Below are 16,136 nucleotides of genomic sequence, written 5' to 3' on the forward strand. Positions count from 1 at the left end.
TTGTAATAAAATTACATTATCACGTTTATTTTTCATGATTACGGTATTTTTCACCTTTATTTTGTTGTAAAATTTCAAAAAAATTAAATAGGGTTCATCTATGTCCCATGCTTTAATCGCTGACCTTGGCGGAACGAATGCGCGTTTTGCGTTGGTTCCCATCCATCAATATGAGCCTCTAGAAGTAAGAGTGCTTCCTTGTGAAAATTACGATAATTTTTTTTCTGCAGCAGCAGATTACATAGAAAATTGCAGTATTGATATGGATAGAATTGATGCTGTTGTATTGGCAATTGCAGGTCCTGTGAATCAACCTGTGATTCAATTTTCTAATAATCCTTGGAGTTTTACTCGTGCAGAAGTTCAGTCTTATTTTGGTGATAATAAGGCGGTTGCGTTATTAAATGATTTTGACGCAGTTGGACATTGTTTGGAAATTCTTAAGCCAAGTGACATCGTTGTGATTGGTGAGAATTCAACTGTTGACCCCAAAGGTCCTTGTTGGGTAGTTGGGGCAGGAACAGGGCTAGGGATATCTTGTGTTGTTCCCCAAGAGAATGGTCCAAATGTTGTGTTGCCGGGAGAAGGTGGCCATGTTGATTTGCCTTCTTCTAATGAAGTTGAAGACGATATTTTAAAATTTCTACGTACTCGTCATAGTCGAGTTTCAGCAGAGCGCGTTCTATCAGGAATGGGGCTGGAAAATATTTATGAGGCGCTTTCATTGCGTGAAGGAGTGCAAAAGCGTCTAAGTGCACCTGAAATCGGGGAAGCGTTAAAGGCAGGTAATGATCCAATAGCAACTGCGACACTTGAGCAGTTCTTTGTGTTTTTAGGACGAGTGATTGGTAACCTTGTTTTATCTGTAGAATCTCGCGGTGGTGTTTATATTGCCGGTGGTATTGTTCCTCGTTACTTAAATGAAATTCTCGAAAGTGGTTTCCGTGAAGCGATGCAAGATAAAGGTCGTATGGAAGAATTTGTTTCACCTATTCCGACTTTTGTTGTTATGTCTGAATACCCAGGGCTGATGGGCTGCGCATGTTATGCCTCCCATTTAGTATCGAAAGCCTAGATTAGTTGGAGAATATAGAATGAAGGCCAGCTTAAAAGCCTGTGATGTTGTAATTTTCGGTGGTGGCGGTGATCTCGCAATGCGTAAGTTGCTACCAGCATTGTTCCATTTGGATATGGACGGTTTACTTGCTCCGACGACACGTATTATTGGTGCTTCGAGACGAGAAGTTAGCACGGAAGAGTATCAAACCAAAATTCGAGCGGCACTGGATGAGTTTGTCCCATCCAGTGTGGGTGATGAAAAAACATGGCCTCGTTTTAAAGAGCGCTTAAGTTATGTTTCGGTAGATGCTCAGCAAGAATCTGATTTTTCTCGTTTAAATGATCATCAAGTTGGTGGTGATGATCGTGATGTTGTTTTTTATCTTGCAACTTCACCAGACTTATTTGGGTCTATTTGTTCATCACTTGCTACGCATGGTTTAAATGCGGATCGGATGCGAGTCGTATTAGAGAAGCCTCTTGGTCGAGATTTGATTTCCTCTCGTGCAATCAATGATGAAGTGATGAAGAATTTCAAAGAGCAACAAGCGTTTCGTATTGACCACTATTTGGGTAAAGAAACAGTACAGAACCTGTTGGCGATTCGTTTTGGTAACACGCTTTTTGAGCCTTTATGGGACAGTGCACATATTGATAATGTGCAGATTACTGTGTCTGAAACGGTTGGTGTTGAAGGTCGTTGGGGGTATTACGATAAGGCTGGTGCGATGCGTGATATGGTGCAAAACCATTTGATTCAGCTTTTATGTTTAGTCGCAATGGAACCTCCTGGCCGAATGGATGCAGACTCCGTTCGTGATGAAAAAATCAAAGTACTCAAAGCCCTTCGTCCCATTGCGGGAGCGAATGCCTATACCAAAACCGTTCGTGGTCAGTATGCAAAAGGTATGATTAAGGGCAAAGATGTTCTGGGGTATTTTGATGAAGAGGGAAGTAATCCCAATTCAAGAACGGAAACCTTTGTTGCTTTGCGTGCTGATATTGATAACTGGCGTTGGGCTGGAGTCCCTTTCTATCTAAGAACGGGGAAACGTCTAGGGCAGCGTTATTCTGAAATCGTGATTCAGTATAAGTCGGTACCGCATAGTATTTTTAGTGATGAAAGTAATCGACAGCTGCAGCGTAACCAGTTGATTATCCGCCTTCAGCCAGAAGAAAAAATTTCTTTAACGGTAATGAATAAGGTGCCTGGTGCGAGTGAGGGGATGAACCTTCAACCGGTAGATTTGAACTTAAGTTTAACGGAAGCATTTAATGATAAGCGTAGCCCAGAAGCCTATGAACGTTTATTGCTTGATGTGATGCGCAATGATGCCACTTTGTTTATGCGCTATGACGAAGTGGAAGCCGCTTGGAAATGGGTAGATGGTATTATGTCTGCTTGGAGCCAAACTAGTGAGCGTCCAAAAGAGTATGCTGCTGGTTCATGGGGCCCTGCTGCTTCCATGGCTTTGCCTATTAAAGATGGCCGTAACTGGCACGATTATTAAGTTTTAAAAAGGAAAGTAATAATGACCACTTCTTATACTGCTGAACAGGTGATGACCGCAACGCCTGTTGTGCCTGTTATTGTTGTTGATGATGTTGAGCAGGCTGTTTTATTAGGTAAGGCGCTTGTTGCTGGTGGTGTGCCAGTTTTAGAAGTCACTTTACGTACGCCTGCTGCTTTGGAGGCGATTGCTGCGCTACGTAAGGAAGTGCCTGATGCCATCGTTGGTGCGGGAACAGTGTGTTCCCGTGAGCAATATGTTCAAGCGATCGAAGCGGGGTCACAATTCATTATTAGTCCCGGAATGACAGCTGATTTGTTGGCTGTGGGTAAAGAGTACAATGTGCCTTATTTACCTGCTGTGGCTACTATTTCAGACATTTTATTGGGCATGGAGTACGGATATGACCGTTTTAAATTCTTCCCAGCTGAAGTAAATGGTGGTGTGAAAGCCTTGAAAGCGTTTGGTGGCCCATTACCTCAAATTAAATTCTGCCCAACAGGTGGAATTGGTGCTGATAACTTCCGTGATTACTTAGCACTGCCAAACGTGCTTTGTGTTGGTGGTTCTTGGATTGTACCAACCGATTTGGTTCGTGCTGGTAAATGGGATGAAATAACAGAGTTAGCGAAATCTGTTGCCCAGTAATGGTTAGTGATTTGATGCTATTTTTATAGCTGTTAAAAGGGAAGAACGTATGTTCTTCCCTTTTTTTGTTTTATAGGTTCTCTTCGGCAAACTCTGCAAGTCTGCTTCGCTCAATGCCGTTGACATGCATGATGCTGGCGTATTTAAAGGATTTCGTTTTCTCAACGAGGTAAGTTAAACCTGATGTAAGAGGGGTGATGTATTTATTGTCTATTTGGGCTAGATTGCCAAGTACAATAATTTTTGAGTTGCTGCCCACTCGAGTCACAATGGATTTTAATTGGAATTGTGTCAGCCCCTGCGCTTCATCGACAATGATTAGGGCGTTATTAAAAGACCGACCGCGCATAAAATTAAGAGATTTGAATTGGATGTTCGCTTTTTGTTTAACATAATCAATGCTGCTGAACGAATGCTCATCAGCGCCATGTAAGATTTCTAAGTTATCATCGAAAGCGGCCAACCAAGGCGCCATTTTCTCTTCTTCTGTACCGGGTAAGAAGCCAATGTCTTCTGCCATTGGAGGGGTGGATCTTGCTACAATAATCTTGTTAAAACGCTTTTCTTCCATGGTGACTTGCAAGCCGTAGGCTAATGCCAGTAGTGTTTTGCCTGAGCCTGCAGGGCCTGTCATTACCATTAGGTCAGAGTTATCGTGACGTAATAAGTAGAACGCCATCGCTTGTTCTAAATTCCGAGGTAGTATGCCCCAGAAATTTTGATTCATGAGATGTTGCTTATTGATATCAAGTAAAAAAATATGCTCTTGATCAAGATTGACCACAAAACCAATAAAGTCTTCCTCATCAACCACAAACATATTTAAGTAAATATTAGGTAATTGGTTCTTGTTAATAACATGTACGGTATGACGGCCGTGGGCTTCCGTTTTAACACTTTCAATGGTTGACCAAAAGCTGCCATTAAACTGAATATAGCCTTTGCTCATTAGGTCTAGATCATCAAGAACCTTATCTTTTCGGTAGTCCTCTACTCGCTCTAAGCCGGACCCTTTGGCTTTTATGCGCATATTAATGTCTTTAGTTACTAAACAAACAGAAGACCTAGGGTGAGTTGCCTGTAAGCTTAAACCAACATTAATAATACGATTGTCATTAGCATGGTCATGATTGCCATTTAAAAAAGGCACATTGTCTGTCAGTGTTATTTGTTGATCAGGGTAAATGGCCAAAGAGCCTTCGCAGAGTTTGCTATCATCGCTATTGGTTGTTTGGATAGGAACGCCTGCTTGCAGTTCTCGTGGAGATGCATCGCCAACGATTTTATCTATAGTATTGATAGCAACACGGGCTTCGCGGCTAACATCTTTATCTCGTCTATCTTTTATTACATCAAGCTCCTCTAGAACCGTCATAGGTATGACTACTTTGTGTTCGGCAAAAGCGTATATTGCCAACGGGTCGTGCAATAACACATTGGTATCAAGAACGTAGATTTTTTCCATAGCGTGTTACTCCTGCAATGAACATGAAGTTTTTTAAGAGTGAATAAACGAATAAAAATCCGTGGTACTTAGTGTGTTTAGAAAAATGAGAATTTGAGTTGATCTGGAATGTAAGATTGTAAAAAGTGACTGGCGAGATGCTATGTCTGCCAGAGAAAGGGTAGGGGTTGAGTTATATTGATTATGGTTTTGTAGCAAGCTGAACCTCACTGTCTTTATCCATACTCTAATTAGAGTGTATGACAGTATTGTTTCTAATGCTTGTTCTAATTGATGTTTCTTAACTTTTTTTGGTTATAAAAAAGCCGCTGTTTATGACAGCGGCTTTTCATTTACTAGACTTTCTCGTTATTCATCTAAGAAACTTCTTAGATGTTCTGAGCGGCTAGGGTGACGAAGTTTGCGTAGTGCCTTGGCCTCGATTTGACGGATACGCTCACGTGTCACGTCAAATTGTTTGCCAACTTCTTCTAGCGTGTGGTCAGTATTCATATCGATACCAAAGCGCATGCGTAACACTTTAGCTTCACGAGCGGTCAGCCCAGCAAGAACCATAGTAGTTGATTCGCGTAACCCTTCGATTGTTGCAATGTCGATAGGAGATTCGGCGCCATCATCTTCAATAAAGTCACCTAGGTGAGAATCTTCATCATCACCAATTGGTGTTTCCATTGAGATTGGCTCTTTTGCAATCTTCAACACTTTGCGAATTTTATCTTCAGGCATATCCATGCGAGCAGCCAATTCTTCCGGTGTGGCTTCGCGTCCCATTTCTTGAAGCATTTGACGAGAAATACGATTAAGTTTGTTAATCGTCTCAATCATGTGCACAGGAATACGGATGGTACGAGCCTGATCGGCAATCGAACGAGTAATTGCCTGACGAATCCACCAAGTAGCGTAAGTCGAGAACTTGTAACCACGACGATACTCAAACTTATCGACCGCTTTCATCAGACCGATGTTGCCTTCTTGAATAAGGTCCAAGAATTGTAAACCGCGGTTTGTGTATTTCTTCGCAATAGAGATAACCAAACGTAAGTTAGCTTCAACCATTTCTTTCTTGGCGCGACGAGCACGAGTTTCACCGATAGAAATACGACGGTTAATTTCTTTTAGCTCAGCGATCGTTAAGCCTGTTTCTTTTGATACGGCGCGAAGCTTGCGTTGGCTACGCATAAATTCAGCTTCGTTTTCCTCAAGTGATGCCGCGTAATCGGCGCCAGAAGCAATTTGCTCTTTCAGCCAGTCAGGATTTGTTTCATTACTTGGGAAACGCTTCAAAAACTCAGTTCTTGGCATACCTGATTTTCGCACGCACACTTGCATGATAAGGCGCTCTTGGTCGCGTACTTTTTCCATACGCGAGCGAACACGGTCGATCAAATCATCAAACAATTTAGGAACAAGTTTGATTGGGGCAAAACTGGTGCTTAATTCTTCCTGTTTGCTTTGAACAACAGGGTCTTGCCTATCACGAGTTTCTAATAAGACTTTTAGTTCGTTATAGATACGAGTGATGTCATTAAAGCGTAACGCAGTTTCTTCTGGATCTGGGCCGTTATCAGTTTCTTCTTCAGCTGTATCTGAGTCATCATCATCGTCATCGCTGTCGATTGAGTCCTCTTCAATAATAGGCTCTTCTGTAGCGGTATCTTCAAATACAGGTTCTTCACCGTCACCATCAATGAAGCCGCTAAAAATATCACTTAAACGACCTTCTTCTTCCTGAACTTTCGCATAAGCATCAAGTAGAACATCCACTGCGCCAGGGAAGTAAGAAATAGCAGCCATTACTTCTCGCGTACCTTCTTCGATACGTTTGGCAATGGCAATCTCGCCTGCGCGAGTTAGCAGCTCAACAGTACCCATTTCACGCATGTACATGCGAACGGGGTCTGTTGTGCGAGTGATATCACCTTCTACAGCCGCGAGGGCAGCAGCGGCTTCTTCCGCGGCTGCTTCATCTGTAGCGTCGCCTTCTTCCATAAGAAGGCTATCTTTATCGGGAGCAACTTCAGAAACTGTGATGCCCATGTCATTGATCATGGCAATAATTTCTTCTACTTGCTCCGGGTCTGAAAGGTCATCAGGGAGGTGGTCATTAACTTCAGCGTAAGTTAGGTAACCTTGTTCTTTACCCTTTGCGATCAGCTCTTTGAGACGTGACTGTTGAGTGTCTGGCATTCGACAACCTATCGTTAGAAATTCATTTGGAGTTTAGCAAGCCGCGGATTATAACAAAATCAATCACTTTTATCCACCGAAACCTATCTTTTTTGGATGAAAATTAAACGGTTTCAATGTTTTTTTTGTCTAATTAAATCCATTAAATTTCGTAGTTCTTGCTTGCTGCTGTTATCCTTTATGGATTCATTTCCCTTACTTTTCAACCGTGCAATACTGCTATTTAACCCAAGATTTTTTTCTAGCGCTAAAACCATATCAAGCACTTCTTGTTGTGCATTGGTGATTTTTTGCTTGGTGGCGGCGTCTTGGTGGTTTAATAATGCGTAAATAGACGAAATTGTGGTTTTATCTGTCATTTCACCTAATAAGTGTCCGGTATTTTTATTGGGGTGTTTTGCGAAATATCTCCATATTTTGCAGAAGATTTGTAGCTCATCATTTGCTTGGTTTATAACTGGATCAGGTAGATCTATTTCTTTTGCTATGTGTGGATGCAATAAAAGACACAGTGAGGCTTGTTTTACACGGCTAAGGCTCGGTGCGGCAGGTGGTAGATCTGGCTCATCTTTTTGAAATTTCCCTTTTGAAAAAGGCTTTTTTCCGAATGGCTTTTTAAATGTCCCCTGTATTTTTGGCTGAGCTGTGTGGGGGGCGTAATCTCCTTGGTGAAAATCATCGTAGTCGCTATGGGAAGGTTCGTATTCATAGTGACTTAGATCTGGTGCCTCGCCATCATAATGCTGAATATGTGGCGTATGATCTTGTTGTGTGTATTCACTAACATTAGTTTGTTGAGTGTGTTGGCGCCGAATTTTAAAAGCGGTGTTGTTAAGCGTTTCACTATCGATGCCAGACAGTTCGCTGAGTTGACGAATTAATACTGAGCGAAAGGTGAGCTCTTTGGGGATTTCTTTGATCATCTCCATGGCATTTCGCGCAAATTGAGCTTCGCCTTCTTCATCATTAAGAGTTACTTGATTTCGAGCGTGGTCAAATAGTACGTGCGACAAGGAGGAGGCATCTTCGAGGCGGTGATTAAAGGCCTCTTTACCCTCTTTCCTAACAAGAGAGTCGGGATCTTCACCCTCAGGTAAAAATAAAAAACGTATTTGTTTTTCATCTTGCATGACGGGGAGAGAGGCTTCAAGGCCGCGAATAGCCGCTGCTCGGCCCGCTTTGTCGCCATCAAAGCAAAGCACGACTTTGCTGACTAATTTAAACAATTTACGTATATGTTGGCTGTTTACCGATGTGCCTAATGTGGCAACTGCATTGGTGATGCCGTGTTGAGCAAGAACGATGACATCCATATAGCCTTCGACCACGACGATTTGGTCGAGAACGGGGGTGTTTTGCTTGGCTTCAAATAAGCCATAGAGTTCTTGGTTTTTATGAAAGACGGGAGTCTCGGGAGAGTTTAAATATTTTGGCTTTTCATCGCCAAATGCTCTGCCACCAAAAGCAATGACTCGGCCTCTAGAGTCGCGTATGGGAAATATAATTCGATCGCGAAAACGGTCATAGTAATGACCCGGCTGGTCTTTCTTCTCGATAAGCATGCCGCCAAGCAGAAGTTGTTCTTGGCTTTCAGCGCGAGTGCCTATTTTTTTTAGGAGGTTGTCCCATCCTGGCGGAGCATAGCCTAGGCCAAACACTTTGGCGATTTGGCCAGATAGGCCACGGTCTTTTGATAAGTAGTCGGTGGCTTTTTTCTTGTCTGGGTGCTGGGTTAGCTGCTGCTGATAGAATTGTGAGCTTTCAGATAGGCGTTTTAGTAGCTCTGCATTCTGCTCGTATCTATCTGGTGCTCCTTGTTCTCTCGGTACTTCCATCCCTGCGTCTTTGGCAAGCGTTTCTATGGCGTCAACAAAGTCTAAGTGATCGTGTTCCATGACAAAGGAGATGGCATTGCCACCAGCGCCGCAGCCGAAACAGTAATAAAACTGTTTGTTTGGATTCAAGCTAAAGGATGGGCTCTTTTCATTATGAAAAGGGCAGAGGGCGCTGTAGTTCTGTCCTGTTTTTTTTAGGCTGATACGGGACGCAACCACATCGGTTAAGTCGGTTCGAGCTAGAAGCTCATCAATAAACTGATCCGGAATGCGTCCCGCCATGGTATTAGCCTAGTTGTGCTTTAACTTGTTTGCTGATTTGTGCCATATCAGCACGACCTTGTACTTGAGGTTTGACGATGGCCATGACAGCACCCATTTGTTGCATGGAGGTCGCACCTGTTTCTGCAATCGCTGCTTTTACGATCTCACCTACTTCTTCGTCAGTGAGTGCTGCTGGGAGAAATTCACTGATAATTGTCATTTCTTCTTGTTCTATCTTGGCTAAGTCTTCACGGCCGCCATCTAAATACTGCTGAGTAGAGTCTTTGCGTTGCTTATTCATTTTATCTAACACAGCTAATACGCGAGCGTCATCTAATTCGATGCGTTCATCGACTTCGATTTTTTTACATTCAGATAAAATGGTACGAATCACGGTAACGCGTTGCTTTTCTTTTGCTCGCATCGCTGTTTTTAGGGTTTCGGAAATGAGCTTTTTTAATTCTGACATGGGATCCTCTTTATAATTTATTGAGACGGTTGCTCGTAATGTCGTGCAGAGGTCTCTTTGGAAGCAAAAAAAACGGCTAGTTAATTAACTAGCCGTTTTTTATAAGCCTAATTGTTAGAAACGTCTAGGCAAACATTTGTTCTTAGCAAATTGCCAAACGGCAGATTGGCCTAGTACAAACGTTGAAATTTCTTTTGTTCACGAGAAACTTTCTTAGCGTGACGTTTAACAGCAGCGGCTGCAGCACGTTTGCGAAGAGTAGTTGGTTTTTCGTAGCATTCACGACGACGAACTTCAGCTAAAACACCTGCTTTTTCACAAGAGCGTTTGAAGCGACGTAGAGCGATGTCAAATGGTTCGTTATCTTTTACTTTTACTGCTGGCATCTTATTACCTTTAATAATTTGTTTTCTAAAGTTTAAGTATTCACAAAAACGGCGTGAATCATACCCGTATTTATTGGGCTTTCAAAGCGCGCTTTTGTTGAACAGAGTGTGATTCAGTATGAATCGATTTTTCTAGGCTAAATAAAGCCTAACCCTGAACAGACTATTATCGCGTCTGTAACTGTATTCATCTTTTAAGAGGGGGTTTGGATCGACATTTACTTACATAAGAAGCTATGTGCCAAACGAGAAAAATCACCTGCCTTTTAATTTAAACATTTAAAACGCGCGCATTATAATGTGTTTGATCTGTTATGTCTAATTTCATTTGAACAGACTTTAAGCGAAGTGTTTCTTTCCTCTGCAATGGTACAGATAGATAGGGTACAATGCGCTCAAATTATTGATGAGATTATTCTAATGAAAGTATTGGGATTAGAAACTTCTTGTGATGAGACGGGTATCGCAATTTATGATACTGAAAATGGCCTATTGGCCCACAAGATTTATTCTCAAATAGCGCAGCATGCTGAATATGGCGGCGTGGTGCCTGAATTAGCCTCTCGTGATCACGTTCGTAAAACCTTGCCGTTAATTGATGAGGTATTACAAGAAGCGGGTATGAAGAAGTCTGAATTGGATGCGATAGCTTATACAAGTGGTCCTGGTTTGGTCGGGGCTTTGATGGCAGGGGCAACGATTGGTCGTTCTTTGGCTTATGCGTTAGGGATTCCTGCGTTGGGTGTGCATCACATGGAAGGTCACCTTTTAGCGCCTATGCTAGAAGAGTCCCAGCCAGAAATGCCGTTTGTTGCCTTGCTGGTTTCTGGCGGTCATACCCAGTTGGTTCGGGTAGATGGCATCGGTGAGTATAGGCTTTTAGGACAGTCCCTTGATGATGCGGCTGGAGAGGCTTTTGATAAAGCCGCTAAGATGATTGGTTTACCTTATCCTGGAGGGCCGCAGATTGCCGCTTTAGCTAAGAAAGGTGATCCTAAGTCTGGGCTCAAATTCCCTCGACCTATGACTGACCGCCCTGGTTTAGACTTTAGTTTTAGTGGTTTGAAAACAGCGTTTTTAACGGCGGTGCATGATGCATTGGATAATGATCGTTGTGATGAGCAATTTAAGGCTGACGCGGCTTTGGCGTTTGAAACGGCGGTAGTGGATACCTTAGTGATTAAATGTCGCAGAGCTTTAGAGGCCGAAGGCTTGAAGCAACTGATTATCGCTGGCGGTGTGAGTGCCAATCAGCGTTTACGTGAGCAGCTTGAAAGTCAGTTGAAGAAAATTAAAGCCAGTGTGTTTTATGCTCGACCAGAGTTTTGTACGGATAATGGTGCCATGATTGCTTATGCTGGTGCCCAGCGTTTAAAGAATGGCCACTCTTCTGAGCTAAGTTTGTCTATCCGTGCACGTTGGCCATTGTCAGAGTTGCCACCATTGAAGGAATAATAATATGAAAGATTTGGTCTTTATTGAGGGACTAAAAACCCAAGCGGTTATTGGTGTCTACGATTGGGAAAAAAAGATTAAGCAGGATTTAGTGTTTGATTTGGAAATGGAGCATGATAACCGTGTTCCAGCAGCAACCGATGATCTTTCTAAAACATTGGATTATGAAGCAATATCCAATTTTATTGTGGCATTTTGTGCTGAGCGACAGTTTGAGTTAATCGAAACGTTGGCGGAGCACTTGGTTGGTGAAATGATTGGTCAGTTTAAACTGAATGCCATCACGTTAACTTTGCGTAAACCTGATGCTGTGCCTGCCGCCCAAGCCGTCGGTGTGAAAATTCACAGGAAGTCTGCTGTTACTTATTAGTAAATTCACCACCACTTAGGTTGTGGTGGCTGAAAGCTAGCGGATTAATGGAGAAGGGGTTTTATCTAAAGCGGATACTCGTGCTTGTTTCAGTGCTTTACCCAATTCCGCTCCGCTAAAACCTTGTTTCATTAATGATGCGGCATTAATGGATGCAATGGTTTCTCGTAGTGTTAGCCAATCTTCCATTTTGCTATTTGATAGGCGGCTTAGAACCTCAACCAGTAAAGCATATGGTTGAGGTTTTTTTATGGCATTTACTGATATTAACCAGTTTTCCCATGCCTTAGCATCCATTGGAATGTGTTGGTTTTCTATAAAGGAGCGGGTTTGCTCTGCGAGAATTTTGAATTGGTTTGGGCAACGAATACGCTGATGGAGTTGCTCAAGTTTTGCCAAGGGAGTGTGTTTACAAAGAATTGCCCAGCGCTGAGCGGGAGTGATATCAGTTTGATTTGATGCTCCAGCGTTAAGGGAATCCCAGATGAATTCGGGAAAGAGTGTTTCTAGCGCGTGGGCTTCTTTTAAGACGGAAAAGAATACATCAGCATGGGATGTATTTAACGCTTTCTCTAATTCTCTCCAAATTCGTTCTGCACTTAGGGTGTTGAGTTCTCCAGATTCGCTAATTTTTTGCATTAAAGACAGGGTCTCTGGCGCGATACTGAAGCCAAAATGATGAAATCGAGCGGCAAAGCGAGCGACTCGCAATACGCGTAATGGGTCTTCTACAAAAGCATTGGAGACATGGCGCAGTACTCTATTGATTATATCTTGTTGGCCATTAAACGGATCGATCAAGTTGCCATGTTTATCTTGTGCAATGGCATTGATCGTGAGATCTCTTCGCTCTAGGTCTTCTTCTAAACGGATGTCTGGAGAAAAATCACAAATAAACCCCGTGTAGCCTTCGCCTTGTTTTTTCTCTTTGCGGGCGAGTGCGTACTCTTCTTTGCTTTTGGGGTGGAGAAATACTGGGAATTGTTTGCCTACCTGTTGAAAACCCCTTTCCTCAAGCTGTTTTGGGGTGGCACCGGTAACAACCCAATCATGATCGATGACTGGGAGTTCCAGTAATGCATCTCTAACGGCGCCGCCAACGAGATAAACTTGGTAAAAGGCTTTGGTCACCAGTTAGTTGCCTATTTCACATTGCTCTGGAAACATTGCACTCCATTGACTAAAACCGCCATTCAAGGAATAAACTTCTTTAAAGCCTTGCGAGGCAAGATATTCTGCCGCACCTTTGCTGCTATTGCCGTGATAACAGCAAACAATAATGGGTCGGCTTTTTTCTGTACTTTCAATAAAGTCTTGAACATTGTCATTGCTGAGGCTGATGGCATTTGTAATGTGACTATTTTCAAAGCTAACCAAGTCACGAATATCTACAATGATAGCTTCGTTTTCAATGATTGGTAGAGCGTCGGCGATATCGATGCAAGTGTAAGTCATGAGTTCTTCCGGTTAATTGTGCAAGGTGTACTGAAGCGCTGCCTGTCTTCGAGGCGCAATGCCGTTAGGCTCCCGCCCCATACGCACCCCGTATCCAGTGCGTGAATACGTTCTTTTTGGGTTTTGCCTTCCAGTGCAGCCCAGTGTCCGAAAACAATGTGACAGCTTTCGGGGACTTTTGACGGGTAGTTAAACCAAGGAGCATAACCTTTAGTGGCGGTGTTTATGCCTTCTTTTGATGCTAGGTCAAGTTTACTGTTTTCATCACAGAATCGCATTCGAGTAAGATAGTTTGTGATCGCTCGAAGTCGGTCTTGTCCCGTAAGGTCATCGCTCCATTTATTTGGTTTATTACCATACATGGCTGATAAAAATTCATCAACATTGTCTGATTTAAGTTCGTTTTCGACTTCTTCTGCCAGTGCTTGGGCTTGATGTAAATCCCAACATGGAGGAATACCGGCATGAGTCATGACTGTGTTGAGTTGCTCGTCGTAATGGAATAAAGGTTGATGACGTAACCATTCCATCAGCTCATCACGGTCGCTGGCCGTGAGTATTTCCGAGAGCGTATCACCACGCTTTAATTTGCCAAAACCATAAGATACGGCGAGTAAGTGAAGGTCGTGATTGCCTAGAACAACGGTCGCATTGTTACCCAGTGATTTTATGAATCGAAGCGTTTCAAGCGATTCATTCCCTCGATTTATCAAGTCTCCAGCAAACCAAAGCTTATCTTGACCTGCTTTGTATTGAATTTGTTCTAATAGTTGAATGAGTGGTGCTAAGCAGCCTTGTAAGTCACCAATTACATATGTCGACATAAGTTGTAAACAGCCTTAATGCACTTTGTTTGGGACGAAGAGAGTGAAAGGTCGAACTGGGGCTTTAAATTCTGTTCCATCATCGGCAAGGAACTGGTAACTGCCTTGCATGCTACCGACAACGGTTTCCATGACTGTGCCACTGGTATAATGAAAGGATTCTCCAGGAGCTAAATAAGGGTATTCACCAATGACGCCACTGCCTTTCACTTCTTGAACCTGTTCGTTGCCATCGGTAATGATCCAGTGTCGTGTTTGAAGCTTGGCTGGCTCTGTTCCACAGTTGGTAATCGAAATGTGGTATGCAAACACATAGCGAGACTCTGAGGGGGTAGATTGTTTTGCTAAGTACTCTGTACGAACAGATACTACAACGTCATATTTTTGCATTTAACTTTCCTTTTGGATGACGTAGTTGGTAATTCGAACAAAATCTTCTACGTCTAATCGTTCTGGGCGTAGTGTTGGATCAATGTTTATTGCCTCGAAGTCATCATTGTCTAAGACGCCTTTGTAGTTGTTACGAAGGGTTTTGCGACGTTGTTGGAAGCCAATTCTGACCATGTCTTCAAGTTTTTTGATATTTTCGACAGGGTAAGGGAGTGTTTTATACGGTGTCATTCTGACGATGGCGGAATCCACTTTGGGTGCCGGGTCAAAGGATTCAGGGCCAACAATGAATAGAGACTCTACATTGCAATAATATTGTGCCATCACGCTTAAACGTCCGTATAGGCTGTCACCGGGACGAGCCGCTAGGCGATCTACCACTTCCTTTTGCAGCATGAAGTGCATGTCTTCAATAGCACTAGCTTGGCTGAGCAAGTGAAAAATAAGAGGTGTCGAGATATTGTAAGGCAGGTTTCCTACTACGCGAATCGCTTGTTCTGGCGTGCTTAGAGAGGTGAAGTCAAACTTCATCGCGTCAGCTTCATGCACGGTTAATTCAGGGTAGCGGAATAAATTCACTTTTAATATTGGGATAAGATCGCGGTCAAGCTCAACGACATCCATGCGCTCAGTGACACTGATTATGCCTTCTGTTAGGGCGCCTTTACCAGGGCCAATTTCCACGATTCGCTGACCTTTTTTGGGACCAATGCAAGCCACAATGCGTCGAATAACGCCGTGGTCGTGAAGGAAGTTTTGGCCGAATCTTTTTCTGGCTTTATGGGGTTGTGATTTGCTCATTTAGAAAACTTTTTCGCGTTATTTGCCATGTTAATGGCATGTTGAATGGCCACTTTAAGGCTGCCGTTATTTGCTTTGCCTGTGCCAGCCAAGTCAATGGCTGTGCCGTGGTCGACGGATGTCCGAATAATAGGTAAGCCCAGAGTGATATTGACGGCGTTACCAAAACCGGAATATTTTAGCACAGGTAATCCTTGATCGTGATACATAGCCAAGGCGCAGTCTGCATCATCTAGGTATTTTGGGGTGAAGAGAGTATCCGCAGGCAGAGGCCCAATTAAGTCAAAGCCTTCATGACGAAGCTTATTTAAGGTCGGAGTGATTACTTCTATCTCTTCTCTACCAAGATGACCATCTTCACCAGCATGTGGATTTAATCCACAAACTAAAATCTTCGGTTTTGCTATGCCAAATTTCTCTTGAAGATCTTTGTTCAGAGCTTTAATGACAAGGCTAATACTCTGCTCTGTAATCGCAGAAGATACTTCTTTTAGCGGTAGGTGAGTGGTCACTAAGGCCACTTTCATTGCCTCTGTTGCCAACATCATGACAACGTGTGGAGACTGGCATTGAGCTTGGAAAAACTCCGTATGTCCAGAAAAATGCACGCCCGTTTCGCATAAAATGCCTTTATGAACCGGTGGTGTCACAATGGCATCAAACTTTTGTTGGATACAACCTTCACCTGCTTGTCTTAAGGTTTCTAGTACATAAGGGGAGTTTGCAACATCTAGTGTTCCAGCGGCGGCTTGTTTGGCTAACGAAATAGGTAAGACGCAGATATTTCCCTGTTGGTGAGTAATAACATCTTTAGTACTATTCAGAGTTTGAATCTCTACCTTAAGTCCTAGAGTTAGGGCTCTATCTTTAAGTAATTGAGGGTCTGCGAGAACAATTAAACGAGCAGGGAATGCCTGCTCGTTTAACGCGCTTAAAATAATATCTGGGCCGATACCTGCCGGTTCACCAGAGGTAATGGCAATAATAGGAAGCAGCTCCACTGGGGTGTATGCCATT

General features: G+C 43.0%; 16 protein-coding genes. 5 read left to right on the plus strand and 11 right to left on the minus strand.

What is annotated here, in order from left to right; all coding sequences use genetic code 11:
• The first annotated feature begins 100 nt into the window (after positions 1-100).
• From glk to C0J08_RS04320, 3 genes are read left to right on the plus strand one after another with little or no spacing between them, the layout of a single operon-like run.
• On the plus strand, positions 101-1,075 hold the full coding sequence (glk, locus tag C0J08_RS04310; RefSeq protein ID WP_212654888.1) for a glucokinase: 975 nt from the start codon (positions 101-103) through the stop codon (positions 1,073-1,075).
• Between the two features lie 19 nt (positions 1,076-1,094).
• The gene (gene zwf / locus C0J08_RS04315; RefSeq protein ID WP_212654889.1) at positions 1,095-2,570 is read left to right on the plus strand and encodes a glucose-6-phosphate dehydrogenase; all 1,476 of its coding nucleotides are present in this window, start codon (positions 1,095-1,097) and stop codon (positions 2,568-2,570) included.
• A 21-nt stretch (positions 2,571-2,591) separates the two neighbouring features.
• Entirely contained in the window at positions 2,592-3,218 is a 627-nt protein-coding gene (locus C0J08_RS04320; RefSeq protein ID WP_212654890.1) for a bifunctional 4-hydroxy-2-oxoglutarate aldolase/2-dehydro-3-deoxy-phosphogluconate aldolase, read from the plus strand.
• Positions 3,219-3,288: 70 nt separating this feature from the next.
• On the opposite strand, the gene C0J08_RS04325 is transcribed toward C0J08_RS04320, so the two are convergent.
• From C0J08_RS04325 to rpsU, 5 genes are all read right to left on the minus strand, one after another.
• Positions 3,289-4,683 (minus strand): PhoH family protein, encoded by a 1,395-nt coding sequence (locus C0J08_RS04325; protein WP_212654891.1) that lies wholly within the window; start codon positions 4,681-4,683, stop codon positions 3,289-3,291.
• Positions 4,684-5,031: 348 nt separating this feature from the next.
• The gene (gene rpoD / locus C0J08_RS04330) at positions 5,032-6,870 is read right to left on the minus strand and encodes an RNA polymerase sigma factor RpoD (protein WP_212654892.1); all 1,839 of its coding nucleotides are present in this window, start codon (positions 6,868-6,870) and stop codon (positions 5,032-5,034) included.
• A gap of 113 nt (positions 6,871-6,983) precedes the next feature.
• A complete protein-coding gene (gene dnaG, locus C0J08_RS04335) occupies positions 6,984-8,987 on the minus strand; it encodes a DNA primase (protein WP_212654893.1) in 2,004 nt (667 codons plus the stop codon).
• Between the two features lie 4 nt (positions 8,988-8,991).
• Positions 8,992-9,438, minus strand: a complete 447-nt coding sequence (locus C0J08_RS04340) for a GatB/YqeY domain-containing protein (protein WP_212654894.1) — start codon at positions 9,436-9,438, stop codon at positions 8,992-8,994.
• A 170-nt stretch (positions 9,439-9,608) separates the two neighbouring features.
• Positions 9,609-9,824 (minus strand): 30S ribosomal protein S21, encoded by a 216-nt coding sequence (rpsU, locus tag C0J08_RS04345; protein ID WP_009835737.1) that lies wholly within the window; start codon positions 9,822-9,824, stop codon positions 9,609-9,611.
• Positions 9,825-10,244: 420 nt separating this feature from the next.
• Here rpsU and tsaD point away from each other — a divergent pair, with 420 nt between their 5' ends.
• Entirely contained in the window at positions 10,245-11,279 is a 1,035-nt protein-coding gene (gene tsaD / locus C0J08_RS04350; protein ID WP_212654895.1) for a tRNA (adenosine(37)-N6)-threonylcarbamoyltransferase complex transferase subunit TsaD, read from the plus strand.
• Between the two features lie 4 nt (positions 11,280-11,283).
• Positions 11,284-11,649 carry a dihydroneopterin aldolase gene (gene folB, locus C0J08_RS04355; protein ID WP_212654896.1) on the plus strand — a complete coding sequence of 122 codons (366 nt, stop codon included), beginning with the start codon at positions 11,284-11,286 and terminating at the stop codon, positions 11,647-11,649.
• Positions 11,650-11,685: 36 nt separating this feature from the next.
• Here the strand turns inward: folB and C0J08_RS04360 are convergent, their stop codons facing one another.
• The 6 genes from C0J08_RS04360 to pdxA are packed head-to-tail and all read right to left on the minus strand — an operon-like array spanning position 11,686 to position 16,135.
• Positions 11,686-12,780 carry a tRNA nucleotidyltransferase/poly(A) polymerase-related protein gene (locus C0J08_RS04360; RefSeq protein WP_212654897.1) on the minus strand — a complete coding sequence of 365 codons (1,095 nt, stop codon included), beginning with the start codon at positions 12,778-12,780 and terminating at the stop codon, positions 11,686-11,688.
• 3 nt (positions 12,781-12,783) lie between these two features.
• Positions 12,784-13,104 carry a thiosulfate sulfurtransferase GlpE gene (gene glpE, locus C0J08_RS04365; RefSeq protein ID WP_212654898.1) on the minus strand — a complete coding sequence of 107 codons (321 nt, stop codon included), beginning with the start codon at positions 13,102-13,104 and terminating at the stop codon, positions 12,784-12,786.
• Entirely contained in the window at positions 13,101-13,928 is an 828-nt protein-coding gene (locus C0J08_RS04370; protein ID WP_212654899.1) for a symmetrical bis(5'-nucleosyl)-tetraphosphatase, read from the minus strand. The genes glpE and C0J08_RS04370 overlap by 4 nt, the downstream gene beginning before the upstream one ends.
• Positions 13,929-13,943: 15 nt before the next feature.
• On the minus strand, positions 13,944-14,318 hold the full coding sequence (gene apaG, locus C0J08_RS04375; RefSeq protein ID WP_212654900.1) for a Co2+/Mg2+ efflux facilitator ApaG/CorD: 375 nt from the start codon (positions 14,316-14,318) through the stop codon (positions 13,944-13,946).
• Positions 14,319-15,119: a 16S rRNA (adenine(1518)-N(6)/adenine(1519)-N(6))-dimethyltransferase RsmA gene (gene rsmA / locus C0J08_RS04380; protein WP_212654901.1), complete on the minus strand. Its 801-nt coding sequence runs from the start codon at positions 15,117-15,119 to the stop codon at positions 14,319-14,321.
• Entirely contained in the window at positions 15,116-16,135 is a 1,020-nt protein-coding gene (gene pdxA, locus C0J08_RS04385) for a 4-hydroxythreonine-4-phosphate dehydrogenase PdxA (protein WP_212654902.1), read from the minus strand. The genes rsmA and pdxA overlap by 4 nt, the downstream gene beginning before the upstream one ends.
• Position 16,136 lies beyond the last annotated feature (1 nt).

This window comes from Marinomonas sp. CT5, assembly GCF_018336975.1.
In the GTDB taxonomy this organism is placed as follows: domain Bacteria; phylum Pseudomonadota; class Gammaproteobacteria; order Pseudomonadales; family Marinomonadaceae; genus Marinomonas.

Excerpts from the sequence above, each read along its gene's own strand:
- pdxA (WP_212654902.1), bottom strand. The coding sequence starts at position 16,135 with ATGGCATACACCCCAGTGGAGCTGCTTCCTATTATTGCCATTACCTCT.
- C0J08_RS04370 (WP_212654899.1), bottom strand. The coding sequence starts at position 13,928 with ATGTCGACATATGTAATTGGTGACTTACAAGGCTGCTTAGCACCACTC.
- glpE (WP_212654898.1), bottom strand. The coding sequence starts at position 13,104 with ATGACTTACACTTGCATCGATATCGCCGACGCTCTACCAATCATTGAA.
- glk (WP_212654888.1), top strand. The coding sequence starts at position 101 with ATGTCCCATGCTTTAATCGCTGACCTTGGCGGAACGAATGCGCGTTTT.
- C0J08_RS04340 (WP_212654894.1), bottom strand. The coding sequence starts at position 9,438 with ATGTCAGAATTAAAAAAGCTCATTTCCGAAACCCTAAAAACAGCGATG.
- rpoD (WP_212654892.1), bottom strand. The coding sequence starts at position 6,870 with ATGCCAGACACTCAACAGTCACGTCTCAAAGAGCTGATCGCAAAGGGT.
- folB (WP_212654896.1), top strand. The coding sequence starts at position 11,284 with ATGAAAGATTTGGTCTTTATTGAGGGACTAAAAACCCAAGCGGTTATT.
- C0J08_RS04325 (WP_212654891.1), bottom strand. The coding sequence starts at position 4,683 with ATGGAAAAAATCTACGTTCTTGATACCAATGTGTTATTGCACGACCCG.
- zwf (WP_212654889.1), top strand. The coding sequence starts at position 1,095 with ATGAAGGCCAGCTTAAAAGCCTGTGATGTTGTAATTTTCGGTGGTGGC.
- dnaG (WP_212654893.1), bottom strand. The coding sequence starts at position 8,987 with ATGGCGGGACGCATTCCGGATCAGTTTATTGATGAGCTTCTAGCTCGA.
- C0J08_RS04320 (WP_212654890.1), top strand. The coding sequence starts at position 2,592 with ATGACCACTTCTTATACTGCTGAACAGGTGATGACCGCAACGCCTGTT.
- rpsU (WP_009835737.1), bottom strand. The coding sequence starts at position 9,824 with ATGCCAGCAGTAAAAGTAAAAGATAACGAACCATTTGACATCGCTCTA.
- tsaD (WP_212654895.1), top strand. The coding sequence starts at position 10,245 with ATGAAAGTATTGGGATTAGAAACTTCTTGTGATGAGACGGGTATCGCA.
- apaG (WP_212654900.1), bottom strand. The coding sequence starts at position 14,318 with ATGCAAAAATATGACGTTGTAGTATCTGTTCGTACAGAGTACTTAGCA.
- rsmA (WP_212654901.1), bottom strand. The coding sequence starts at position 15,119 with ATGAGCAAATCACAACCCCATAAAGCCAGAAAAAGATTCGGCCAAAAC.